The following is a 22,402-nucleotide window of genomic DNA, read 5'->3' as shown; positions in this document are numbered from 1 at the left end:
CCGGTGGGGATGAAAAGGATTCGCCACCGGTGTCGAAAGAGATTGGGACGAACACGCTTCGTTATCGGCCTGTTACCAACGCCGGCCGACGGCGGACCGGCTAGGCCCGGCGTCGGAACCATTCGAGGAGGAGCTGGGCACGGGAGGAGTCCTCCCTGATGTCGAAGCGGCGGGAGGGCGTCTCGAAGAACGAGTCGTACCCGGGGGCTTCGCGCAGATCGGCGTCGAGGGGCTCGGGGACACCCATGGACCACTGCGGGAATCGGCGCCGCTCGATGGACTCGTCGACCAGGGTCGTGAGATCCGTGTGACGGGGGTCGGCGGCGATCACCGCGTACCTCTCGCGGACGTCCTTCTCGGCGCCTTCGAGCACCTGCATGAACCGGCCGTTCTTGTAGAGGAGCATCCCGGTGAGGCCGCGGCGCTCGTTGTTCTCCCGGCTCTGCTGCAGCAGACCCGCCATCCGCTCCGAGTCGAACGGCGTCGACGCCGTGCTCATGTAGGTCAGGGACACGATCACCGGTCGGACTCGTTCTTCTCGTCGCGACGGACGACGAGCATCGTGACGTCGTCGTCCGGGCGGAGAGCGCCGATGACATCGGACAGCTCGGCGAAGAGGCCCTCGTCGTCGGCGGACCGCCGGACCAGCTCCGCCAGCTCATCGAGGGCGCTGATCGTGCCGTCGTACAGGTCGAGCGCCCCGTCGGAGCAGGAGAACAGGACCTCACCGGGCGCGAGGGTGGTCTCACGAGTCGTCCATGCGTCGCCATCGGCGATCCCGATCGGCAGATCCGCCGAGGCGAGCCGCTCGAGGGTGCCGTCGGCGCGGATGACGACCGACAGGCCGTGCCCGGCGTCGGCGTATCGGAGCAGACCGGTGCGGGTGTCGAGGGCCGCATGGAAGACGGTGGCGAAGGTGCCGGTCGCCGAGAGATCGCCGAGCAGCTGCTCGTTGACCGCGGAGACGGCCTCGGCGGGCTGCCAGCCGGGCCGAGCCTGGAACGCCGATCGCACCATCGCGGCGATGATGGCCGCGGAGTAGCCCTTGCCCATGACGTCGGTGAGGGTCACGTCGACCCGCCCGGGCGAGGAGATCGACGCGAAGTAGTCCCCCGCGACCTCGGAGTACGGCTGCGTGAAGCCGGCGACGGTGAATCCGTCGCCCTGAGCGAGGGGAGCCGGGAGCATCCGCTGCTGGGTGCGGCGGGCGTGGTCGGCGGCGTGGACATGCCGCAGCTCGCGTTCGACCCATTCGCCGAGCTCGTCGAGGAGGGCCTGGTCCTCGTCGGTGAGGCCCCGGGGCGCCGTGTCGACGAGGCAGATCGTCCCCACCCGGGCGCCGTCGGAGACGCTCAGGGGCCGTCCTGCGTAGAAGCGGATGTGCGGCTCGCCCGTGACGGATCCACGGTGCGCGAAACGGTCGTCCTCGAGAGCGTCGGGGACCACGACGATGTCGGGCTGCTGGACGACGACGTCGCAGAACGAGTCCGCTCGAGGTCCGAACGTCGGCCCACCGGACGCCTGAGGGGACTTCGTGAACTGGTGGTCCTGATCGATGAAGTTGATCTCGGCGATGGGCACCCCGAACAGCTGCCGGGCCATCCGCGTTATCCGATCGAACCGCTCCTCGGCGCCGGTGCCCATGATGCCCAGGTCGTCGAGCGCCGCGAGCCGCAGACGCTCTCGCGCCTCGGGTCGAACGGCCGTCGTCTCGTGCACGGCGTCCCCCTTCTGCTCGGATCCTCTCCATCACGCTACGCGAGTGTCCGTCACTGAGGCACCCCGCGAACGGGCCGACCCCCGGAGGCCGGTGGCGCGAGCCACCTCCCTTGGGGGGTTGGCCGTCGACGACGCCCGATGTTTAGATTGCGTCGGGGATGACAGCGGTCGAGACGCCCGCGCTCCCCCGGGAGGCGGATCCACCGGGTCACCCGCGAAGGAAGAACCAGGAAGAGCCCGTGCTCGATTCGACAACGCTCCGCGTCACTCTCGGCGTCATCACCCTCATCCTCTTCCTGCTGTTCGCCTTCGTGACGTACCGCAGCACGAGGTCCGCCTTCAGTTTCTGGTGGTGCGCCGCTCTCGTCCTGTTCATGGGCGGGACGCTCGCCTATCTCCAGGACGGCACCGCGAATCAGGCCTGGGCGAACCCGCTCGGCAACGGCCTGATCGTCGCCGGCGCCGCCTCGGTCTGGATGGCCAGCCGGTCGCTGCGCCTCCGCCCCAGCCCCTGGTGGCTCGTGGTCGGGCCTGCGGCGCTCGTGACCGCCGTGTCGAGCTTCGACTCCCCCGCGACCAACGACTGGTCCGGAGGGCCGCTCTTCCTCGCCCTGACAGGCGGCCTCATCATCCTCTCGACCCGCGAGATCATCGTCCTCGACGCCGGACTCTCCCGCACGCGGTGGCCGCTCATCCTGACGTCCGGCGCCCTGGGCGTCTACTACCTCGGCCGCTTCGTCGCCTTCCTGGCGTCGGGTCCGCGGAGCGACCTGTTCGTCTCGTGGTTCGGAACGCCGTCCACGACCCTGATCACCCTCGCCCTGCTCACCGTCGTGTCATTCAGCATGGCGTCGCTGAGCGGCGAGCAGACCGCGAAGGTGCTCGCCGCCCGAGCGGCCCGCTCCCGTCAGGAGCTCCTCGACGGGGGCAGCGTGCAGCGCCGTCTCCTGCCGCAGTCCGTCCCCGACCTCCCCGGCTACGACGTCGCCGGCGCCTGCGTGCCGAGCGGCGCCGTCAGCGGGGACTTCTTCGACTGGCAGCGCACCCCCAGGGGGCTCGCGGTCACCCTCGCCGACGTCATGGGCAAGGGCGTGGGCGCGGCCATGATCGCGGCGACGGTCCGCGCGTCGCTGCGTGCCGCCTCCCCGTCCGAAGGCCCTCGTCACACGATGTCCGTCGTCGATCGCGCCGTCGAACCCGATCTCGAGGCCAACGACGCCTTCGTCACGCTGCTCCACCTGCAGCTCGACGCGGAGAGCGGCGAGATCGTCGCCGTCGACGCCGGTCACGGTCTCGGAGTCGTCTGCCGCGCCGACGGCAGCCGCGACGTCATCCCCTCGCTCAACCTCCCGCTCGGCGCCTTCGGAACCCAGACCTGGGCGACGAGCACGACCCACCTCGATCCGGGCGACCTCCTGCTGATCTGCAGCGACGGGGTCCTCGACCTCTTCGACGGCAGCCTCGAGGCGCTGGCGCGGGCGGCCGACACCGCTGCCGGGGCGGATCCGACCGCCGCGGAGGCCGTCCTGAGCATCACGCGCCTCGCGTCCCAGGGGCGTCACCCCGATGACGTGACCGTCGTCGCCGTCCGCCGGGACGCCGCCGGGACGGATCACGAACGCGGATCGAGGAATTGAACTAACGTCGTCTTCGCAGCGCGCATCAGGGCGCGTAGCGAACCGGGCGGCCGGGGGGTCGCCCACCGGGAGTCCCATGCGCCTCGACCAGACCGCCTCCGCACGACTCGACCCGCGCCTCCTCGGCTCGCGCTCGACGCTCCGCTCCACCGGCCGCCGCATCGCCGCGGCCGGCGTGGCCTCGCTCGCCGCGGCCGCCATGGTGCTCGGCGGCGTGACGACGGCCACCGCGGCGCAGGGCGGCGACTGGGGCGTCTTCACGGCCGAGCGGACCCCGTCGGGAACCGGATCCGTCGGCACCATGACGCTCGGCGGCGGCTTCCCCGCGACCACCTTCACCACCGACGCGTCGCAGGCCACCGTGCCGAGCGGCGCCAGCGGCTGGCAGGGCCCGAACACGCCTCCCGGCCTGCAGTACGGCAGCAGCCGCGGCACGACGTACCTCAATCTGACGGCCCTCCGGAACTCTCCGACGCCCGAGGCCGCCTCGACCACGACGTACTCCTTCGACGGCGGCACCCCGGCGTCGGGGTGGTCGTTCGTGCTCGGCGACATCGACGCCGACCAGGCCACCATCACGGCGACCGATGCCGCCGGCGCACCGGTCTCGAGCGCCGAGCTCGGCTTCGCGGGTGTCTACAACTCGTGCGGTCTCGCGGGCAGCCCGTCGTGCCCCGGCGGCGGCACCGGCGACGTCCCGAGCTGGGACCCGGCGACCTCCACCCTGACCGGCAACGCGGCCGCCGCCGACACGCAGGGCGCGACCGGCTGGTTCAGCCCCACGGTCTCGCTGTCGAGCCTCACCATCGCGTTCCAGCAGCGCTCGGGTCGCCCGATCTACCAGACCTGGTTCGCGACGAAGACCTTCGCGGCGTCCGGCGTCGCCCTCAGCACGGTCGACGGCGCGGCGGCTCCCTACTCAGGAGGCGCGGTGACCGTCACCGACGCCACCGGACGCATCGTCGCCCAGGTCACCACCGACGCCGACGGCCGGTACACGGTGCCCGCCCTCACGGCGACCCCCGGATACACCGTCACGATCACCCCGCCGGACGGCGCCGACGGCGCGACGACGCGGACGTTCTCGCTCGAGGCCGGCGATCGCGCCGACCTCGACTTCGACTTCACGACGACGACGACGACCCCGCCCGTCGACCCCGACCCGGTCACCGTCGACGTCGTCGGCACCATCACCGACGAACACGGCGAACCCGTCACCGACACCCCGATCGTCATCGTCGAGACCGACACCACCGACCCCGTCGTCGAGACCACCACCGACGACACCGGCGCCTTCGAAGCCCCCGGCCTCACCCCCGAGACCGACTACACGATCATCGTCGACGGCGACACCGACCGACCCATCGAGTTCACCACGCCCGCAGCCGGCGCCCCCAACCCGCCCCTCGAACTCGAACAGCCCGCCGCACCCGTCGACCCCGACCCGGAGCCCGAGCCCAGCCCGGAGCCCACGCCCGACCCGACGCCCGTGCCGCCGGCGCCGACCCCCGAGCCCGCCCCCGACACCGTCTCGATCAGCGGAACGGTGATCGACCTCGACGGGGCACCGGTCGTCGGCGCACCCGTGGCCGTCGTCCTGGCCGAGTCCGCGGTGGATCCGGTGGACCCGGCCGGCCCGACATCGCCCGCCCCGGGTGACGTCGTCGCGGCCACCACGACCGACGACGCGGGCCGCTTCGCCGCTGCAGGGCTCGTCGCCGAGACGACCTACCGCGTCGTCGTCGCCGGCCAGACCATCGCGACCGTCACGACCGGCTCGACCGACCTCGCGCTGGGCACCGTCGTCCTCGCCCGCGACGCCGCGCCCGACGCGCCGCCCTTCGCCGGGGCGCTCCCGGGCGTCGGCCCCTCGCTCGCCTACACGGGCGCCGACGCCGCCGCGCCCCTCGGTCTCGGCGCCGGCCTGCTCGTCCTGGGTCTCGTGCTGGCGACGGGAGCGGCCGTCCGCGGCCACCGCCGACACGCGGCCGCCGACCGGACCGAGTGACCCGAGGAGGCGCGGTGCGGGGCCCCCTGCACCGCGCCTCCTGCCGTCCCCGGCCCGACTCGGACACCACCGCGTGCGCGGAGCACCGCCTGATCCGCCGACGCTCCCTCCACATCGCGGTCGGTGACGACGCGCCCCGGCGAGACCGCCCCGTCGGGAATGCGCGGCGGGCCGGCGGGTGTTGACTGACGCCATGAAGAACACGACACTCGGCCAGGTCGACGGCGGCCTCGACGTCGGACGCCTGGGCCTCGGCCTGATGGGCATGTCCGCTTTCTACACCGGCAACAGCACGGACGACGCCGAGTCGGTGCGCGTGATCCACCGCGCCCTCGACGTCGGAGTGACCCTGCTCGACACCGCCGACATGTACGGCCCGCACACCAACGAGCAGCTGCTCGGTCGCGCTCTGAAGGGCCGCCGCGACCAGGCGGTCGTCGCGACCAAGTTCGGCAACGTCACCGACCCCGAGGCGCGGGCCGAGCGGACCGTCGACGGGCGCCCCGAGTACGTGCGCAAGTCGGTCGACGGGTCGCTCCAGCGTCTCGGCATCGACCACATCGACCTCTACTACCAGCACCGCGTCGACCCGCAGGTGCCGATCGAGGAGACGGTCGGCGCCATGGGCGAGCTCGTCACGGCGGGCAAGGTGCGGTTCCTCGGGCTGTCGGAGGCGGCGCCCGAGACGATCCGTCGCGCCCACGCCACCCACCCGATCACGGCGCTGCAGACCGAGTGGTCGCTCTGGAGCCGCGAGCCCGAGGCGGAGATCCTGCCGACGGTGCGCGAGCTCGGCATCGGCTTCGTGCCGTACTCGCCGCTCGGCCGCGGGTTCCTGACCGGCACGATCCGGTCGGTCGACGAGCTGGCCCCCGACGACTTCCGGCGCTTCGCCCCCCGCTTCTCGGGTGACAACCTCGAGGCGAACGTCCGCATCGTGCAGCAGGTCGACGAGGTCGCCCGCGCCGTCGGCGCCAAGCCCGGGCAGGTCGCGCTCGCGTGGCTGCTCGCCCAGGGCGAGGGCATCGTGCCGATCCCCGGCACCAAGCGCCGCGCCTACCTCGACGAGAACGTCGCGGCCGACGACGTCGTGCTCGACGAGGAGCAGCTGCACCAGCTCGACGACGTCGCGAAGCCGAAGGGCGACCGCTACGCCGACATGTCGACGGTCGACCGGTAGCGGCGGGCCGGGCGCGGCGCGGCCGAGGAGGCGCGGGTACGGTCGACCGATGGACGACGTGATCAGACGAAGGGCTCTCGTGCACGGCAGCGTGCAGGGGGTCGGATTCCGTTTCTCGACCGAGGGTGAGGCCGACCGCATCGAGGTCGGCGGATTCGTGCGCAATCTGCCCGGCGGCGACGTCGAGGTGGAGGTCGAGGGCCGCCCCGACCGTGTGGCCCTGCTGCTCGAATGGCTGCAGGAGGGCCCCTCGGGCGCGACCGTCGAGTCGGTCGAGGTGACCGAGATCGACCCGGTCGGCGAGACGGCGTTCACCACCCGTCGCTGAGGCTCGCGCCTCGGCATCTCGCGATCCGGATCCGCACCTCACATCCGGGCCCCGGCCGGCGTCTACAGGGTGAGTAGCATCGCCGAGTGTGAGGAGCCGTCCGTGACGACCGAGATGATCGAGACCGTCGAGCCGCCGATCGTGCACACGACGGTGGCGACCCCGCTGGGCGATCTCACCCTCGTCGGATCGACGGAGGGCCTGTCCGGGCTCTTCTTCCCGGATCACCGCAACCTGCCCGACCCGGCGGGGTTCGGCCGGGTCTCGACGACGGGCGTCGGGGCGACGGACTTCGCCGAGGTCGAGCGGCAGCTCGGCGAGTACCTCGAAGGCGGGCGCCGCGTCTTCGATCTGCCCCTGGCGCCGCGGGGCAACGAGTTCCGCCGCCGGGTCTGGGCCCTGCTGCGCGACATCCCCTTCGGCGAGACCCGCAGCTACGGCCAGCTGGCCCGGGAGCTCGGCGACGTGGGTCTGGCCCGTGCGGTCGGCGCGGCCAACGGCCTCAACCCCCTCAGCATCATCGTGCCCTGCCACCGCGTCGTCGGGGCCGGCGGCGCCCTGGTGGGCTACGCCGGCGGGCTCGAGCGCAAGCGCTGGCTGCTCGATCTGGAAGAGCCCGAGAGCGCCTCCTCGGGTCGACTGTTCTGACGTGCTCCCGTTCGACCGCGTCGTCGAGAGGCACGGCACGACCGTCTGGCGTGTCTGTCGAGCCGTCCTCGACGAGCACGACACCGACGACGCGTGGTCCGAGACCTTCGTCGCCGCCCTGATCACGTATCCGTCGCTGCCCGAGACCGCCGACGTCGGGGCCTGGCTGGTGACCATCGCCCATCGCAAGGCGATCGACGTCGCACGGGCCAGGACGCGGCGGCCCCGCCCGGTCGAGGTCGTGCCCGAGAGCAGACCCGCGCCTCCGGCGGACGAGGCCCTGACCCGCCGAGACGAGCTGGTCCGGGCGCTCGAGCAGCTTCCGCCCGGCCAGCGCCGTGCCGTCGTGCACCACCACCTCCTCGGGCTGTCGCATGCCGAGGCCGCCGAGCTGGCCGGGGTCAGCCCCGCCGCCGCTCGGCGCGCCTCGTCGGACGGCATCGCCCGACTCCGCAGCATCCTCACCGCAGCCGACCCCTCGCCCCCACGGAGGACTCCATGACCGGACCGACCGATCCCGTGCCGGCCGACGACGACGCCCGTCTGCGCCGCCTGCTGGACGACTTCGCTCCGGGCGACGATCGTCTCGCGGCTCTGCGCGCCCGCTTCGTGCGATCGGCGTCGGACGCCGAGGCGATCGACGTGTCGTACCGGACGCTCGACTCCCCCGTCGGCCGCCTGCTCGTCTGCGCGACGACCGTCGGCGTCGTCCGCGTCGCATTCGACGTCGAGGGCCTCGACGGCGTGCTCGAGCGGCTCGCCGCCGCGATCAGCCCCCGCATCGTCGAGGCCCCCGCCGCCCTCGACGACGCCGCGGCCCAGCTCGACGAGTACTTCCGCGGCGAGCGCCGTTCGTTCGATCTGCCGCTCGATCGTCGCCTGTCGAAGGGCTTCCAACGCATCGTCCTCGAGCATCTGCCCGACATCGCCTACGGCGGCACCGAGTCGTACGCCGCGGTCGCCCGCGCCGCCGGCAGTCCCCGGGCCGTCCGTGCCGTGGGCACCGCCTGCGCGACCAATCCCCTGCCGGTCGTCGTGCCCTGCCACCGGGTCGTGCGGAGCGACGGCACCCCCGGTCGCTACCGTGGGGGGATGGCCGCGAAGCAGATCCTCCTCGACCTCGAGGCCGCCTCGTGACCGGCGACGGCGACGGTCCATCGGTCGACGCGGGGGCCGACCCGTCCGTGATCGTCGGCGACGACGGGCTCGCGCGTCCGCTCTGGGCCTCTCGTGATCCGCTGATGCGCGAGTACTACGACACCGAGTGGGGCATGCCCGTCCGCGACGAACGCGGCCTCTTCGAGCGGCTGAGTCTCGAGGCCTTCCAATCGGGGCTGTCGTGGGCGACCATCCTCCGCAAGCGACCGGCGTTCCGCATGGCCTTCGCCGACTTCGACCCCGACCGAGTCGCGCTCTTCGACGACGACGACCGCGCCCGCCTCCTGGCCGACGCCGGCATCGTCCGCAACCGGTCGAAGATCGACGCGACGATCCAGAACGCCCGGGCCGTCGTGGGGCTCCGCGACGACGGCGGGCTCGTCGATCTCATCTGGTCGTTCCGCCCCGGCGAGACTCCTCGCCCCGAGACGATGGCCGACGTCCCCACGACCTCGCCCGAGTCGCTCGCCCTCTCGAAGTCGCTCAAGAGTCACGGCTTCACCTTCGTCGGCCCGACGACCATGCACGCCCTGATGGAGGCCGTCGGCATCGTCGACACGCATCTGGTCGGCAGTCATCGCCGAGGCTCGTCAGGCGTCTGGGCCGAACCCGTGCCCGGGCCGGCTGCGGCGATCGCGTCCCCGCTGCGGACCGCCTCGACCGGGTCCGGCTCATGACCCGCCTCGTCGTCCGGCCGGTCGGCGCGTACGACCGGGCCCACGCGCTCGGTCTGCTCGCCGCTCACAGCATCCCCGGTGCCGAGGCGACCGATCTGGGCGCGGGGTCGCACTCGCGGCTGGTCGAGGCGGGCGACGGACCCGCGCGCGCCTCCTACCGGGTCGATCTGTCGTTCGCCGGCGACGAGGGCGTCGTCGTCGACGTGGCTGCGACCGATCGCGGGACGCTCGGCGAGATCGAGACGATCGTCCGCCGCTGGCTCGACCTGGACGCCGACACCGACGCGGTGCGCGACGCCTTCGCCGCCGACCCGGTGCTGGGCCCCCTCGTCGCGGCCCGCCCCGGCATCCGCGTCACCGGCAACCCGGAAGGCTTCGAGACAGCCGTCGTGACCGTGCTCGGGCAGCAGGTGTCGCTGGCTGCCGCACGCACCTTCAGCGGGCGGCTCGTCGCAGCGTACGGCGAGCCTCTCGACGGCACGGGTCTCACGAGGTTCCCGCGGGCCGAGGTGCTGGCCGCCGCCGACGTCGACGACCTCCGCGCAGCCGTCGGCATCACGAACAGTCGTGCCCGGACCGTCCAGGCCCTCGCCCGCACCGTGGCCGACGGACTCGTGATCGCACCCGGCGGCGATCTCGTCGACGTCCGTCGGCGGCTGCTGGCCGTTCCCGGCATCGGCCCCTGGACGACCGACTACCTCGCCGTCCGCGCCCTCGGCGACCGGGACGCCTGGCCCGCCGGCGACCTGGTGCTCCGCCGGGTGCTCGGCGGTCTGACCACGAGACAGGCGGAGGCCGCCGGTGCCGCGTGGTCGCCGTGGCGGGCCTACGCCCTGTTCCATCTGTGGGCCGCGGTGCTGCCGACGGCACCCTGACCGGGCCGCATCCCTCGCTCAGAGGGCCGGACCTGGGCGAACCTGCGAGCGCCCGCTCGGAGACCGCGTAGCGTCTCACAGGTCGAAGGCGTTTCTTTCGTCTTCTCTGGCCGGTGTTGCTCGCATCCCTGCCCGTGAAGCTCAACTGCGACAACATCGGCACGAGGGGCATCGTCGGCGGCCTGGCCACGACGGTGCCCCTCACCTCCGCCCTCTCGGCCGCTACCGTGGCCCCATGGATGCCCAGCAGATCACCATCCCGACCCCCGACGGCGGATCACTCGCGACGACGCGACGGCCGGGCGGCGGCCCCGCCGTCGTGCTCCTCCACGCCGGCGTCGCCGATCGGCGAGCCTGGGAGGGCGTCGCCCTCGACCTGCGCGCCGACCACGATCTCGACCTCGTCGCCTACGACCGTCGCGGCTTCGGCGACAGCCCCGCCGCGGCCCCCGACTCGACGTTCACCCACGTCGACGACCTGATCACGGTGCTCGACGCCCTCGACATCCGGGAGGCCGTGCTCGTCGGTAACTCCCGCGGCGGCGCCCTGGCGTTCGACACCGCGCTGCTCCACCCCGAGAGGGTCAGCCGGGTCGTCGTCATCGGATCGGCGGTGTCGGGCATGACCGACGACGACACCCCCTTCGACTGGCAGCCGGACGCGGCGTCCGAGCCGTTGATCGCGGCCTCCGACGACCCCGAGGCGAGTGTCGACGACCGCATCGATGCCCTGGCCCACCTCTGGCTCGACGGGCCCACCGCACCCGCCGAGCGGGTCGCCGGCTCCGCGCGCGACCTGTTCGGCGCCATGAACCGCCGCATCATCGAGCTCGGGGCGCCCGGCGGGGCCGGGGGCGGCGACGTCGACGCCTGGTCGCGTCTCGGCGAGGTGACGGTTCCGGTCCTGTGCGCCTGGGGCGACCTCGACCTGCCGTGCGATCTGCCGTTCCTCGTCGAGACCGCCCGGCGGGTCGGTCAGGGGCCGGGCCGCGTCCTGCCCGGTGTGGCGCACCTCCCGGGTCTCGAGCGTCCGGAGCTCGTGGCGGGGCTGATCCGCGAGGTGCTCGAGCGTCAGGCGCGCTGAGAGGACCGGGAGCGACCGCACGGTGTCACGCGCCCCGACTCGTTAATCGGCCAGAGCCCGATCGGCCGCCCGTCGAGGCCGGAGGGGAAAAGCGCAGGTCGGGCCGAGTAGCTAGAGCGACTAGGCAGAAATGCTCGTTCATCAGGCATTTTCACGTTGAGGATCGGCCTCCGCGCGCGTACGGTCGCAGGGTGCCGACCAGCTGATGGATCGGCGGGTCGCACCTCTGATCGTCGAGCTTCTCACGGGCAGGGAGCGGAGGCGCGACCCACCCGGCCCGCTGCCGCACCTCACACCCGCCAGCGCCACCGAGCCGCCCCGACCACGCCGAGCAGCGTCGCGGACACGACCAGAGGCACGGGCGTCGCCGCCGCGAGCGCCGCGGAGCCGCCGACCAGACCGGCGAGCACGAGTCCGTCGACCGCCCAGATCCCGCGCACCAGGGCCATCGGGTCACCGGCCGGCGACGACACCGGCAGCAGCAGCGCGGGCGGCATCGGCCCCTTGAGCGCGCCGGTCGCCCGGACGCCCAGCGACAGCACCGCGGCGGCCGTCGAGGCGAGGGGCACCGCACCTCCTGCCGTCGGCCCCACGAGGCCCGCCGTCACGGCGCCCGCGGTCACGAGCACGACGACGGTCAGCACCAGGGGGAACAGAGCGTGCAACCCGAGGAGGTGCGGGTCGCCCACCCCGTAGAGGGTGACGTCGCCCGCGACGGCGGCCGCATGACGGAGGCCGTCGGTGATCGGGCCGAGACCGGCGAACACGACGAGTCCGGCGGCGGTGCCGAGCAGCACGGTCGAGTCGACGGCGGACGACGCCGCACCGGTCGACGTCGCCGCGCCGAGCAGGACCCCGCCCCCGGCCAGCGCCATGACGCCGAGTGCGAGCCGGACCGGCGTGCGGGCCGCACCGATCGCGTCGCGCCGCACGAAGGTCCACGCCCTCCACCGCGACGGTCGCACCGCCGCGAATCGACGACCGACCCGGGGTCGCGACCGGTAGATCGCGGTCGCCCCGGCGAGGTCGACGCCCGACACGAGACTCGACGCCGCCTCCCACCGCGACGCTTGCGCCAGCAGGTCGTGCGGCCGGAGGCGCGCCAGAAGCCACGGCGTCACAGCGAGCGCAGCGGCGACCGAGGCGACGAGCGAGAGCACGGCTGCGATCTCCGGAGGCGCGATGCCGCCGACCGGATACGCCCGCTCGACCCAGCCACCCGGCGTCGCGACCGAGGCGGCGGGCACGAGCCGGCCCACGACCGCGGTCGCGACCGCACCCGCCGCCAGCCAGCCGGCGGCGCAGGGGGCGGCCTGCCCCACCAGCCACGACACGAGGATCACGACGCCGACGAGCGCCCCGGCGACGACGAAGAGCAGCGCGGCCCCGGGTGACGCAGCACCGGCCCGCACCAGCGTCGCTCCGATGACGGCTGCCGCACCGGCGCCCGAGACCACGAGGGCCGCGCCGGCCCGGACGAGAGGGCGCCGGAAGGCCGCGAGCCGCGGCAGGTCGGCGGTCGCCAGGGCGAACACGAGGAGCGGTGTCGACGAGACCGGACCCCGCTCGCGGCCGAGCACGAGGGCCGCGCCGATCAGCGACGCGACGACGATGCCGGCGGCTCCCGGCGCCTGGGCCGAGGTCAGCGCGGCGACGCCCTCGGCGCTGACGGCGGTGGTCCAGACGAGCCGCGCGACCGGAGCGACGACGACGAGGCCGAGCGCGACGATCACGTAGGCGCGATACCAGCGGTCGTGGCGGATCCGGGCCGAGCGCGCCTCCCACACGCCCCGGACCGCGGCGACGCGAGCTCGGGCTCGGGCTCGCGCGCGGACTCGGTCTCGCGCTCGCGTGCCGGGGCGGGGGCGGGGGCGGGGGCGGGCGCTCGCGCCATCGTGCCGACCGTCGCCGTCGCGGTCGCCGTCGCGGACTGGCGTGCTCATGCGGCGGCGGCCAGCTCGAGCGTGCTCCCGCCGAGCGCGTCGGCGAGCACGTCGCTGTGGGTGGCCACCACGATCGTCGCCCCGTCGTCTCGGCGAGCCCGCAGCACCCGGACGACGGCGGCGAGGTGCTCGGGGTCGAGTCGCTGCTCGGGCTCGTCGACGATCAGCAGCTCGAACGGCCGGGCCAGCACGAGGGCGAGGCCGAACAGCTGGGTCTGCCCCGACGACAGCTCATGCGGGTACCTCGCTCCGAGCCCGCCGGAGCCGCCGAGCCCCAGGTCACCCAGGACCGAGCGGGCGAGCGCGGACGCCTCGTCGCCGTCGACCCAGGTCGAGGCGACGAGCAGCACGTGGTCGGCGATCGTCAGGTCGGGTGCGAAGGGCGGCAGACCGATCATGGCCGCGACCCTCCGCCGGAACTCGCGGTCCCGGGCGTCGACGTCCGCCCCTCCCACCCTCAGGCGGCCGCTGGTCGGGTGGCGGGAGCCGGCGAGGAGGCGCAGCAGAGTGGACTTGCCGGCCCCGTTCCCGCCCCGCACCACGAGCACCTCCCCCGCGGCGACCGACACGGACACGGGTGCGAGCAGGGTCACGCCGTCCACCCGGACACCGGCCTGGTCGACATCGATCATGGGTCGAGTCTGCCAAGCCCGCACCCCACCCGTCGAGCATCCCCGCACCGCGCCCGCTCCCCGCCCCGCACCCCGCACCCCGTGAGCAGCGCGACACCCCGTTTCTCGCGTGACACCCCCATCCATCGGGGTGTCGCGCCGATGACGGGGTGTCGCGCCGAAGCGGGGCACGGCGCGGACGCGCGGTGCCGCGGGGGCGTCACGCCCGCGGCGCGCTCCCGCCTACGCTCCCGCCGCCGCGCGGTGGTGCCGTCCGAGCGGCAGCATCATCGGCGACCCCGTCGTCGGGTCGGTGATGACGCGGCTGTCGAGGCCGAAGACGGCCCGCACGCAGTCCTCGGTCAGCACCTCGTGCGGCGTGCCGACGGCGTGCACGCGCCCCCCGGCGACCGCGACGAGGTGGTCGGCGTACCGCGCGGCGAGGTTGAGGTCGTGCAGCACCATGACGACGGTCGTCCCGCGCGACCGGTTGAGATCGGTCAGCAGGTCGAGCACCTCGATCTGGTGACTGACGTCCAGGAAGGTCGTGGGCTCGTCGAGCAGCAGCAGGTCCGTCTGCTGGGCCAGGGCCATGGCGATCCAGACGCGCTGGCGCTGCCCGCCCGAGAGCTCGTCGACGGCGCGGTCGGCGAGCACCGTCGTGTCCGTCGCATCGAGCGCCGCGGCGACGGCCACGTCGTCGGCGGTGGTCCAGCGCGAGAGGATCCCCTGATGCGGGTGGCGGCCCCGGCCGACGAGGTCGGCGACGGTGATGCCCTCGGGTGCGACGGGCGACTGGGGCAGCAGACCGAGGGTGCGGGCCAGCTGCCGGGCCGGCAGCCGATGCACCTCCGACCCGTCGAGCACGACCCGCCCCGAGACGGGCTTGAGCAGCCGCGACATCGATCGCAGCAGGGTCGACTTGCCGCACGCGTTCGCCCCGACGATGGCGGTCATGCGCCCGGGGGGCACCACGAGATCGAGGTCGTCGACGACGACCCGGTCGCCGTACGCCAGGGTGAGATGCTCGATCTCGAGGGTGTGGTCGATGGTCACAACGAGCCTCCGGCGCGATTGGTGCGGACGATGAGGTAGATCAGGTACGGCGCCCCGAGCACGCCCGTGACGACCCCGACGGGGAACCTCGTGCCGAGGGCGTACTGGCCCACGACGTCGGCGACGAGCACGAGCAGCGCGCCCACGAGCGCCGACGGCACGAGCAGCGAGCCGTTCGGTCCGACGATGCGGGCGGCGATCGGCCCCGACAGGAACGCCACGAACGCGATGGGTCCGCAGGCCGCGGTGGCGAACGAGATGAGCCCGACGGCGGCGACGATGACGATCAGGCGGGTGCGGTCGACCCGCACGCCGAGCGCCGACGCGGTGTCGTCGCCGAGCTGCGTGACCGACAGGTCGCGCGACTGCGACAGGAGCACCGGCGTCAGCACCGCGAGAGTGATCAGCACGGGCACGACCTGCGGCCAGCTCGTCCCGTTGAGGCTGCCGGTCAGCCAGCGGGTCGCCTCCTGGAGGTCCCACTGCGCGGCGCCCGAGAGGACGTACGCGGTCAGGCTGTCGAGCATCGCGGCGATGCCGATGCCGATCAGCACGAGTCGGGTGCCGGCCACGCCGCCCTTCTTCGACAGCAGGTAGACGAGCACGGCGACGGCGAGTCCGGCGACGATCGCGAACGCCGACACCTGAGCGTCGTCGAGCGACAGGGTGATGATGGCGAAGGCGGCGGCCGCGCTGGCGCCCGAGCTGATGCCGATGATGTCCGGGCTCGCGAGCGGGTTCCGCAGCATGGTCTGGAACGTCACGCCGCCGAGCCCGAAGCACAAGCCGGCGGCGACCGCGAGCACCGCTCGGGGCAGCCGGAGGCGCCCGACGGTGAACCCCGCACCGGGGACGTCGTGCCCGAGCAGCACGCCGAGCACCTCGGCGGGTCCGTAGAAGGTCCGCCCCACCATGAGGCTCACCACGAACACGACGACGACCGCGGCGACGAGCACCCCTATGACGGTGCGACGCCGACGACCCCGGGCGCGACGCGCGCGTGCGACCTCGTGGGCGGCGGAGGCGATCGCCGAGGAGGCGCGGGTCGCGTCCCTGACATCGGCGGCGCTCACAGCGCGCGCACCTTCGACCGGCGCACGATCCAGATGAAGAAGGGCGCGCCGATCAGCGCGGTGACGATGCCGACGTCGATCTCGGCGGGTCGGGCGATCACGCGGCCGACGACGTCCGACGCGGTCAGCAGCACCGCGCCTCCCAGGGCCGAGTACGGCAGCAGCCAGCGGTGGTCGACCCCGGTCAGCAGGCGGCAGGCGTGGGGCACGACCAGGCCGACGAAGCCGATCGGGCCCGTGACGGCCGTGGCGGCGCCGCAGAGCACCACCGCGCCGAGGGCCGCGGCGCCGCGGGCGACGGCGACCCGCTCGCCGAGCCCGGCCGCGAGATCGTCACCGAGCGCCAGCGAGTTCAGCGCCTTCGCCGAGAGCAGGCACACCACGAGTCCGACCACGAGGAACGGCATCACCTGACCGAGGCTCGAGAACGTGCCGCCGCCGACGCCGCCGATCTGCCACGAGCGGATGTTGGCGGCGATGTCGCCTCGGGGCAGCGCCACGGCGGTGATGAACGACGCGAGGGCGGCCGAGGTGGCGGCCCCGGCGAGGGCGAGCTTGAGGGGCGTCGCGCCGCCGCGCCCGAGCGAGCCGATCGTGTAGACGAACAGGGCGGTCACCGCGGCACCGGAGATGGCGACCCAGACGATGCTCGTCGCGGCGCTCAGGCCGAAGAACGCGAGACCCGCGACGACCGCGAGGGAGGCGCCGGTGTTGATCCCGAGGATCCCCGGGTCGGCCAGGGGGTTGCGGGTCACCCCCTGCATCACCGCGCCCGAGACGGCCAGGGCGGCTCCGGCGACCGCGGCGAGGAGGGTCCGCGGCACCCGCTTCGCCACCGACGCGCGGTCGAACCCGTCGGTGGCGCCGCCCAGGGCGGCCCAGACGTCGTCGAGCGCGACGGCGCGCGTGCCGATGACCAGCGACAGGGTCATGACGACGGCGAGCGCTCCGATCAGCGCGATCAGCCAGAGGGCGCGCGAACGCCTCGGGCGTCGCACGGCGGCGACGCCCGAGGCGTTCTCGGCGGGGAGGGCGGTGAGCACTACGACTTCGCGGCGGCCTCGTCGAGCAGGTCGGCGTACTCGTCGAGGATCCACGAGATCGACAGGGGCGTCGGGTTCGCGGCGGTGCCGAGCGATCCGGTGCCGGGGAGCGCGACGATGGCCTCGTTCGCGACGGCGGGCATCTGCGAGAGCACGGGGTCGCTCTCGAGCGTCTTCACGAGCTCCTCGTCGCCGTAGGTGACGATGACGTCGACGTCGTCGAAGGTGTCGGCCGTCTCGGCGCTCTGCGTGAGCGAGAACAGGTCGGTCGCGGCCGAGGCGTCCGCGATGCTCTGCGGCTGCTGCAGACCGAGGTCGTCGAAGAACTGCACGCGGGTGTCGTGGGTCGTGTAGAAGCTGACCTCGCTGAGGTCGGTGGTGTCGACGTGGGTGAGGAACATCGCCGTCTTGTCGGCGAGCGCGGGGTGATCGGCGGCGACTCCGGCGATCTCCTCCTCGAGGTCGGCCACGAGCTGCTCGCCCTCGGCGGCCATGCCCATGCCCGTGCTGTTGAGCTCGATCATGTCGCGCCACGAGGTGCCCCAGGCGGTCTCCGGGTAGGCGACGACGGGCGCGATCTCGCTGAGGGTGTCGTAGTCCTCCTGCGTCAGGCCGGAGTACGCGGCCAGGATCACGTCGGGCTCGGTGTCGGCCACGGCCTCGAAGTCGACGCCGTCGGTCTCGTCGAAGAGCACCGGGGTCTCGCCGCCGAGCTCGTCGAGCTTCTCGCTCACCCACGGCAGGACGCCGTCGCCGTCGTCGTCGCCGAAGTCCGCACGCGCCATGCCGACGGGGACGACGCCCAGCGCGAGCGGCACCTCCTGGTTGGCCCAGTTGACCGTGGCGACGCGTTCCGGCTTCGTCTCGATCGTCGTCGTCCCGAGAGCGTGCTCGATCGTGATCGGGCTGAAGTCGGCGGACGCTGCGGGCGCGTCGTCGGTCGCACCGGCGTCGGCGGAGCAGCCGACGAGGCCGACGGCGAGGGCGGAGGCGGCGCTCAGGGCGAGCAGGGTGGAGGTGCGGGACATGGGTTCCTCTCGAGGCGGGACGGGATGCCGGACAGGGGGACGACCGGTGTCGGGAGGGCGCGCGGAGAGCGCGCCGCGTCGACTGACGCCCCGACCGCTCTGCTGTGGGGAGCGTCGGGGAGGCACGGTGGTCACCGTGTTAGGCATGCCTAACCTAACTGGGATTCGACGTCGGGGGCAAGTCCGCGACGCGGCTCCAGAGGGGCGGATCGGGCATCATGGGGCGAGCCCTGATCGGGCGCGACCCGCCCGGGAAGGAACCCGCATGAGCGTCAAGCCCACCGTCCTGTTCGTCTGCGTGCACAACGCCGGCCGCTCGCAGATGGCCGCCGGCTATCTGCAGGCCCTGGCCGGCGACCGCGTCGAGGTCCTCTCGGCCGGCAGCGAGCCGCGCGACGAGATCAACCCGGTGGCGATCGAGGCCATGGCCGAGGAGGGCGTCGACATCGCCGGCAACCAGCCGAAGGTGCTCACCACCGACGCCGTCCGGGCGAGCGACGTCGTCATCACGATGGGCTGCGGCGACGCGTGCCCGATCTTCCCGGGCAAGCGCTACGAGGACTGGGCGCTCGACGACCCGGCCGGTCAGGGCATCGAGGCCGTGCGCCCGATCCGCGACGACATCAAGGAGCGGGTCGAGGCCCTGCTGAGCGAGATCGCGCCCGCTCCGTGATCTCGGCGACGACGTCGTCCTTCGCGTCGGAGTAGGCGTTCGAGTCGGTCCACGACCGCTGCATCAGCGCCTCCTTGACCCCCTGGTAGAGCGCACGGTCGGCGGCGTCCGCGCGGAGGTGATCGCGCAGGAGGAGGTAGTCGGCGATCGCGCGATGACCGCGCTCGTAGACGTGGACGTGCACGTCCCTGCTCGGCGTGCGGACGAGACGATGCTCGGGTTCGCGGACTCTCAGCTCGTAACCCGCGACGATGAGGGCGTCGAGGTAGTCCTCCTCCGCCGTGATGTCGGGCACCGCGACCACGAGGTCGATGATCGGCTTCGCAGCGAGACCGGCGACGGACGTCGAGCCGATGTGCTCGATCTCGACGTCGAGCCCTGCCAGGGCCAGCGCGATGCGCTCGCGGTGGACGGCGTACACGTCGGCCCAGCGCGGGTCGTGGGGTTCGAGCCCGACGTGCAGGGGCTGGGGTCCGCCGACGAGCTCCAGCGAGGTCACGTCGGGGCGTCGGGGCGTGCGGCGGGTCGTCATCGTGAGGCTCCTTCGAGGGTCGGTCCCAGCGCGGTGGTCGACGGCCAGCCCGCCAACGTAACCGGGCGCGCCCCGCGGTGCAAGCCGCCGGGTCGGGTGCACCGCGCCGGCCGGGGGTCCGGGCGGTGTCGAGCCGCGCCTCCTCGGTCTGGTCGCATGTCGGACCGCCTGCTACTTTGACGCCATGTCCGCGTCGCGTGTGATGGCCCCCGAACCTCCCGCCGACGGCGCGAAGCCGAAGGGGCCGGCCTCGTACTTCGCCAGCATCGAGAAGACGTACGGCCGGCCCGTCCAGGAGTGGCTCGACCTCGCCGGCGAGCGGCTCGACGAGCACCCTCACATGCAGGTCGTGTCGTGGCTGAAGTCCGAGCACGGCATGGGCCACGGGCACGCCAACGCGATCGTCGCGTACGTGCGCCAGGCGCGCGCCTGATCCGCCGGCCTCCGCCACGGCGCCAGGTTCTTCACACGACGCCAGCATCATTCACCGCGTCGTGTCCACATCCCGGCGTTTTGCGCCCGCCGCGCTCGGAACGCCTAGCGTCGACCCCACGTCGCACGAGAGGACCACCATGACCGACCACTCCCCGACCGACACCGGCCCGTCCGGCACCGGCCAGGACGTCACCAGCCCCGAGGCCGGCCGCGCCGCGGTGGATGCGGCGACCCTCGAGGCCGCCGCAGTCGAGACGTACCGGGAGAGCCGGGCCGACGGCGACAGCCCGCGCACCGGTGGCGCCGACGAGACCGGCGACACGAGCACCGACACCCAGGGCGCACCCGCCGGCCCGGGCGACGCCACTCCCGACGGCGACGTCGTCCAGCCCCTCGGCGGCACCCTCTCGGGTGAGGAGGACTACGTCGTGGCCGACCCGGCCGGGCTCTCGGGCGAGCGGACCGCCGCTCTCACCGCCGACGACGAGACCGGCCGCGCGCCGGGGAACGAGGCGGACGGCGAGGTCGACACCGACGGTGCGAACGACGCGGGCGACGTCGGGGCCATGCGCCACGGCAGCGGCGGCCGCTGACCCCGGCGGCCCACCCGACCGCGCGCGCCGCACCGCGCCTCCTCCCCATCCCCACCGCACCCCGGTCGTCCCCGGCCGGCGCAACCGCCCGCCCGGGCGCATGGTCCTGTGGTGCATGCTGGAGGAGATGACTTCCTCACGCCCCCACCTCGACGACCTCGCCCGCTTCATCACCGCCTCCCCCTCGTCGTTCCACGCCGCGGCCGAGGCCGCCCGGCGCCTCGACGAGGCGGGGTTCGACCGTCTCGACGAGACCGCGGTCTGGCCCAGCGGCCCGGGAGCGCGGTACATCGTGCGCGACGGCGCCGTCGTCGCGTGGATCGAGCCCGCCCGGGCGCACGCCACGACCCCGTTCCGCGTGGTCGGGGCCCACACCGACTCCCCCGGCTTCAAGCTCAAGCCGAAGTCGACCACCGGCACCCGCGGCTGGGTGCAAGCCGGCGTCGAGGTCTACGGCGGGCCGCTGTTCAACTCGTGGCTCGACCGCGACCTCGAGTTCGCCGGGCGGCTCGTGACGCGCCAGGGCGAGACCCGTCTCGTGCGCACGGGGCCGCTGCTGCGGATCCCGCAGCTGGCCGTCCACCTCGACCGGGGCGTCAACTCCGAGGGGCTCACCCTCGACCCGCAGCGTCACCTGAATCCGGTCGTCGGGGCCGGGCCGCTCGATCAGGCCGACGTGCTCGGGCACCTCGCCGCGCTGGCGGGTCTCGACCCGGCCGACGTGACCGGGTACGACGTCGTCGTGGCCGACACCGCGCCTCCGGCCCGACTCGGTCTCAGCGGCGAGCTCTTCGCCGCGGGTCGCATGGACAACCTGACCTCGACCCACGCCGGTCTCGTCGCCCTGATCGAGACCGCGACGAGCTCAGGAGGCGCGGGTGCCGAGCTCGATCACGTCGCCGTCCTCGCCGCCTTCGATCACGAGGAGGTCGGTTCGGCCACCCCGTCCGGCGCCGCGGGCCCTCTGCTCGAAGACGTGCTCGCCCGCGTGTCCGACGGCCTCGGGGCGACCGCCACCGATCACCGTCGCGCCCTCGCCGCGTCGTGGTGCCTCAGCGCCGACGCCGGGCACGCCGTCCACCCGAACTACCCCGAGCGCCACGACCCCGCGAACCAGCCCATCGTCAACGGCGGTCCGCTGCTGAAGATCAACGCGAACCAGCGCTACGCCACCGACGGGCTCGGCGCCGCCGAGTGGTCGCGGGCCTGCGAGCAGGCCGGCGTGCCGTTCCAGGAGTTCGTCTCGAACAACTCCGTCCCCTGCGGATCGACCATCGGCCCGATCACGGCGACCCGACTCGGCATCCGCACCATCGACGTCGGCGTCCCTCTGCTCGGCATGCACTCGGCCCGCGAGCTGTGCGGCGCCGACGACCCCGGCCACCTCTCGCGCGCCGCCGCGGCGTTCCTCGCCCCCGCCGCCTGACGCCGCGGCGCGGCAGGGCGCCGGTGCGGGCGTCGCGGTCTCGCGGCCGCGTCACCACCCCCGGTCCCCGTCACTCCGGGCCTGCGCCGAACCCGGCCGCGCCGTCCGCTCCCAGCGCCCACGACAGCATCTCGGGCCAGGGCCCGAACCCCGTGTCGGGGGTGAGGTGACCGCCTCGGGGGACGAGGTGGAGCGGGGCGTCGACCCGCGCCTCCCAGGTGTCCCGCAATCCGAGCGGCAGCCATTCGTCGTCGTCGCCCGCCACGACGACGGACTCGGCGGCGCCGGGGGGCAGCAGCCGGCCGCCGAACGCGTCGCCCGCGACGAACGCGCTGATGCTCTGACCCGCCACGAGCTCCGGCGACGGCGGCGACACGAGGGCGACGCGATCCACCCGAGGAGGCGCGTCGCCGGACTGCAGACGCAGCCAGAGCACGGACCCGAGGCTGTGGCAGACGACGGTGACCGGGCCGTCGGGCAGCGCCGCGAGCTCGCTCCGCACGACGGCCTCCCAGGCCACGGGATCGGGCGCATCGGCGTCGGGCAGCTGCGGGTAGCGGACGACGAGACCGCGTGCGGTCAGCGCGTCGGCCAGCCGATGCTGCCAGTGATCCGCCGGCCGGTGATTCTGCCAGCCGTGGAGCACGAGGTACGAGTGGTCGGTCACCCCATGAT

The 22,402-nt window shown here is 73.5% G+C and carries 24 protein-coding genes; 14 read left to right on the top strand and 10 right to left on the bottom strand.

The window, feature by feature from the left end; genetic code table 11:
- Positions 1 to 100: 100 nt before the first annotated feature.
- Together ASF89_RS15020 and ASF89_RS15015 are read right to left on the bottom strand one after the other, a co-directional pair.
- Positions 101 to 520 carry a BLUF domain-containing protein gene (locus ASF89_RS15020; protein ID WP_235484157.1) on the bottom strand — a complete coding sequence of 140 codons (420 nt, stop codon included), beginning with the start codon at positions 518 to 520 and terminating at the stop codon, positions 101 to 103.
- Positions 517 to 1,719 carry a PP2C family protein-serine/threonine phosphatase gene (locus tag ASF89_RS15015; RefSeq protein ID WP_055816317.1) on the bottom strand — a complete coding sequence of 401 codons (1,203 nt, stop codon included), beginning with the start codon at positions 1,717 to 1,719 and terminating at the stop codon, positions 517 to 519. Before ASF89_RS15015 ends, ASF89_RS15020 begins: the two co-directional genes overlap by 4 nt.
- 239 nt (positions 1,720 to 1,958) lie before the next feature.
- Between ASF89_RS15015 and ASF89_RS15010 the strand changes: the two genes are divergently transcribed.
- From ASF89_RS15010 to ASF89_RS14965, 10 genes are all read left to right on the top strand, one after another.
- Positions 1,959 to 3,356 carry a PP2C family protein-serine/threonine phosphatase gene (locus ASF89_RS15010; protein WP_055816314.1) on the top strand — a complete coding sequence of 466 codons (1,398 nt, stop codon included), beginning with the start codon at positions 1,959 to 1,961 and terminating at the stop codon, positions 3,354 to 3,356.
- A gap of 76 nt (positions 3,357 to 3,432) precedes the next feature.
- Positions 3,433 to 5,364, top strand: coding sequence for a carboxypeptidase-like regulatory domain-containing protein (locus ASF89_RS15005; protein ID WP_055816312.1), 1,932 nt, complete (start codon positions 3,433 to 3,435; stop codon positions 5,362 to 5,364).
- A gap of 193 nt (positions 5,365 to 5,557) precedes the next feature.
- The gene (locus ASF89_RS15000; protein WP_055816309.1) at positions 5,558 to 6,544 is read left to right on the top strand and encodes an aldo/keto reductase; all 987 of its coding nucleotides are present in this window, start codon (positions 5,558 to 5,560) and stop codon (positions 6,542 to 6,544) included.
- Between the two features lie 49 nt (positions 6,545 to 6,593).
- Positions 6,594 to 6,872, top strand: coding sequence for an acylphosphatase (locus tag ASF89_RS14995; RefSeq protein ID WP_156357456.1), 279 nt, complete (start codon positions 6,594 to 6,596; stop codon positions 6,870 to 6,872).
- A 114-nt stretch (positions 6,873 to 6,986) separates the two neighbouring features.
- On the top strand, positions 6,987 to 7,520 hold the full coding sequence (locus tag ASF89_RS14990; protein WP_055816344.1) for a methylated-DNA--[protein]-cysteine S-methyltransferase: 534 nt from the start codon (positions 6,987 to 6,989) through the stop codon (positions 7,518 to 7,520).
- A gap of 1 nt (position 7,521) precedes the next feature.
- On the top strand, positions 7,522 to 8,022 hold the full coding sequence (locus tag ASF89_RS14985; RefSeq protein ID WP_055816305.1) for an RNA polymerase sigma factor: 501 nt from the start codon (positions 7,522 to 7,524) through the stop codon (positions 8,020 to 8,022).
- Positions 8,019 to 8,657 carry a methylated-DNA--[protein]-cysteine S-methyltransferase gene (locus ASF89_RS14980; protein ID WP_082490091.1) on the top strand — a complete coding sequence of 213 codons (639 nt, stop codon included), beginning with the start codon at positions 8,019 to 8,021 and terminating at the stop codon, positions 8,655 to 8,657. Before ASF89_RS14985 ends, ASF89_RS14980 begins: the two co-directional genes overlap by 4 nt.
- Positions 8,654 to 9,355 carry a DNA-3-methyladenine glycosylase I gene (locus ASF89_RS14975; RefSeq protein WP_082490089.1) on the top strand — a complete coding sequence of 234 codons (702 nt, stop codon included), beginning with the start codon at positions 8,654 to 8,656 and terminating at the stop codon, positions 9,353 to 9,355. The genes ASF89_RS14980 and ASF89_RS14975 overlap by 4 nt, the downstream gene beginning before the upstream one ends.
- On the top strand, positions 9,352 to 10,230 hold the full coding sequence (locus tag ASF89_RS14970; protein ID WP_055816302.1) for a DNA-3-methyladenine glycosylase: 879 nt from the start codon (positions 9,352 to 9,354) through the stop codon (positions 10,228 to 10,230). Before ASF89_RS14975 ends, ASF89_RS14970 begins: the two co-directional genes overlap by 4 nt.
- A gap of 235 nt (positions 10,231 to 10,465) precedes the next feature.
- Entirely contained in the window at positions 10,466 to 11,314 is an 849-nt protein-coding gene (locus tag ASF89_RS14965; RefSeq protein ID WP_055801617.1) for an alpha/beta fold hydrolase, read from the top strand.
- Positions 11,315 to 11,604: 290 nt separating this feature from the next.
- Here the strand turns inward: ASF89_RS14965 and ASF89_RS14960 are convergent, their stop codons facing one another.
- From ASF89_RS14960 to ASF89_RS14935, 6 genes are all read right to left on the bottom strand, one after another.
- On the bottom strand, positions 11,605 to 13,257 hold the full coding sequence (locus ASF89_RS14960) for a hypothetical protein (RefSeq protein ID WP_156463448.1): 1,653 nt from the start codon (positions 13,255 to 13,257) through the stop codon (positions 11,605 to 11,607).
- Complete coding sequence (locus ASF89_RS14955) at positions 13,254 to 13,889, bottom strand: ATP-binding cassette domain-containing protein (protein WP_055816296.1); 636 nt, start codon at positions 13,887 to 13,889, stop codon at positions 13,254 to 13,256. Before ASF89_RS14955 ends, ASF89_RS14960 begins: the two co-directional genes overlap by 4 nt.
- 222 nt (positions 13,890 to 14,111) lie before the next feature.
- Positions 14,112 to 14,924 carry an ABC transporter ATP-binding protein gene (locus ASF89_RS14950; RefSeq protein WP_055816294.1) on the bottom strand — a complete coding sequence of 271 codons (813 nt, stop codon included), beginning with the start codon at positions 14,922 to 14,924 and terminating at the stop codon, positions 14,112 to 14,114.
- The gene (locus ASF89_RS14945; protein WP_200937200.1) at positions 14,921 to 15,997 is read right to left on the bottom strand and encodes an iron chelate uptake ABC transporter family permease subunit; all 1,077 of its coding nucleotides are present in this window, start codon (positions 15,995 to 15,997) and stop codon (positions 14,921 to 14,923) included. The genes ASF89_RS14950 and ASF89_RS14945 overlap by 4 nt, the downstream gene beginning before the upstream one ends.
- Positions 15,994 to 17,040 (bottom strand): iron ABC transporter permease, encoded by a 1,047-nt coding sequence (locus ASF89_RS14940; protein WP_055816292.1) that lies wholly within the window; start codon positions 17,038 to 17,040, stop codon positions 15,994 to 15,996. The genes ASF89_RS14945 and ASF89_RS14940 overlap by 4 nt, the downstream gene beginning before the upstream one ends.
- Positions 17,040 to 18,068 (bottom strand): iron-siderophore ABC transporter substrate-binding protein, encoded by a 1,029-nt coding sequence (locus ASF89_RS14935; RefSeq protein ID WP_055801632.1) that lies wholly within the window; start codon positions 18,066 to 18,068, stop codon positions 17,040 to 17,042. Before ASF89_RS14935 ends, ASF89_RS14940 begins: the two co-directional genes overlap by 1 nt.
- Positions 18,069 to 18,333: 265 nt before the next feature.
- On the opposite strand from ASF89_RS14935, the gene ASF89_RS14930 reads away from it, so the two are divergent.
- Positions 18,334 to 18,741: an arsenate reductase ArsC gene (locus ASF89_RS14930; protein WP_055801636.1), complete on the top strand. Its 408-nt coding sequence runs from the start codon at positions 18,334 to 18,336 to the stop codon at positions 18,739 to 18,741.
- Here the strand turns inward: ASF89_RS14930 and ASF89_RS14925 are convergent.
- The gene (locus ASF89_RS14925; protein ID WP_055801639.1) at positions 18,692 to 19,273 is read right to left on the bottom strand and encodes a GrpB family protein; all 582 of its coding nucleotides are present in this window, start codon (positions 19,271 to 19,273) and stop codon (positions 18,692 to 18,694) included. The two genes, ASF89_RS14930 and ASF89_RS14925, sit on opposite strands and share 50 nt — an antisense overlap.
- Before the next feature lie 184 nt (positions 19,274 to 19,457).
- Here ASF89_RS14925 and ASF89_RS14920 point away from each other — a divergent pair, with 184 nt between their 5' ends.
- The 3 genes from ASF89_RS14920 (at position 19,458) to ASF89_RS14910 (ending at position 21,727) form a co-directional block, all read left to right on the top strand.
- The gene (locus ASF89_RS14920; RefSeq protein ID WP_055801642.1) at positions 19,458 to 19,706 is read left to right on the top strand and encodes a DUF4287 domain-containing protein; all 249 of its coding nucleotides are present in this window, start codon (positions 19,458 to 19,460) and stop codon (positions 19,704 to 19,706) included.
- Positions 19,707 to 19,845: 139 nt separating this feature from the next.
- Complete coding sequence (locus ASF89_RS14915) at positions 19,846 to 20,301, top strand: hypothetical protein (RefSeq protein ID WP_055816290.1); 456 nt, start codon at positions 19,846 to 19,848, stop codon at positions 20,299 to 20,301.
- Positions 20,302 to 20,428: 127 nt separating this feature from the next.
- Positions 20,429 to 21,727, top strand: a complete 1,299-nt coding sequence (locus ASF89_RS14910; RefSeq protein WP_055816339.1) for a M18 family aminopeptidase — start codon at positions 20,429 to 20,431, stop codon at positions 21,725 to 21,727.
- 70 nt (positions 21,728 to 21,797) lie between these two features.
- Here ASF89_RS14910 and ASF89_RS14905 read toward each other — a convergent pair whose 3' ends face one another.
- Positions 21,798 to 22,394 carry an alpha/beta hydrolase gene (locus ASF89_RS14905; RefSeq protein ID WP_055816286.1) on the bottom strand — a complete coding sequence of 199 codons (597 nt, stop codon included), beginning with the start codon at positions 22,392 to 22,394 and terminating at the stop codon, positions 21,798 to 21,800.
- Between the last annotated feature and the right edge of the window lie 8 nt (positions 22,395 to 22,402).

The sequence above is a fragment of the Frigoribacterium sp. Leaf172 genome (assembly GCF_001424285.1).
In the GTDB taxonomy this organism is placed as follows: domain Bacteria; phylum Actinomycetota; class Actinomycetes; order Actinomycetales; family Microbacteriaceae; genus Frigoribacterium.
Note: the sequence above shows the minus strand (reverse complement) of the source record. Positions and strands in the feature narration are given on the sequence as shown.

Coding starts and splice junctions, on each gene's coding strand:
- ASF89_RS15005 (WP_055816312.1), top strand. CDS start 3,433: ATGCGCCTCGACCAGACCGCCTCCGCACGACTCGACCCGCGCCTCCTC.
- ASF89_RS14925 (WP_055801639.1), bottom strand. CDS start 19,273: ATGACGACCCGCCGCACGCCCCGACGCCCCGACGTGACCTCGCTGGAG.
- ASF89_RS14910 (WP_055816339.1), top strand. CDS start 20,429: ATGACTTCCTCACGCCCCCACCTCGACGACCTCGCCCGCTTCATCACC.
- ASF89_RS14955 (WP_055816296.1), bottom strand. CDS start 13,889: ATGATCGATGTCGACCAGGCCGGTGTCCGGGTGGACGGCGTGACCCTG.
- ASF89_RS15000 (WP_055816309.1), top strand. CDS start 5,558: ATGAAGAACACGACACTCGGCCAGGTCGACGGCGGCCTCGACGTCGGA.
- ASF89_RS14930 (WP_055801636.1), top strand. CDS start 18,334: ATGAGCGTCAAGCCCACCGTCCTGTTCGTCTGCGTGCACAACGCCGGC.
- ASF89_RS14920 (WP_055801642.1), top strand. CDS start 19,458: ATGTCCGCGTCGCGTGTGATGGCCCCCGAACCTCCCGCCGACGGCGCG.
- ASF89_RS14980 (WP_082490091.1), top strand. CDS start 8,019: ATGACCGGACCGACCGATCCCGTGCCGGCCGACGACGACGCCCGTCTG.
- ASF89_RS14995 (WP_156357456.1), top strand. CDS start 6,594: ATGGACGACGTGATCAGACGAAGGGCTCTCGTGCACGGCAGCGTGCAG.
- ASF89_RS14965 (WP_055801617.1), top strand. CDS start 10,466: ATGGATGCCCAGCAGATCACCATCCCGACCCCCGACGGCGGATCACTC.
- ASF89_RS14915 (WP_055816290.1), top strand. CDS start 19,846: ATGACCGACCACTCCCCGACCGACACCGGCCCGTCCGGCACCGGCCAG.
- ASF89_RS14970 (WP_055816302.1), top strand. CDS start 9,352: ATGACCCGCCTCGTCGTCCGGCCGGTCGGCGCGTACGACCGGGCCCAC.
- ASF89_RS14960 (WP_156463448.1), bottom strand. CDS start 13,257: ATGAGCACGCCAGTCCGCGACGGCGACCGCGACGGCGACGGTCGGCAC.
- ASF89_RS14990 (WP_055816344.1), top strand. CDS start 6,987: ATGATCGAGACCGTCGAGCCGCCGATCGTGCACACGACGGTGGCGACC.
- ASF89_RS14935 (WP_055801632.1), bottom strand. CDS start 18,068: ATGTCCCGCACCTCCACCCTGCTCGCCCTGAGCGCCGCCTCCGCCCTC.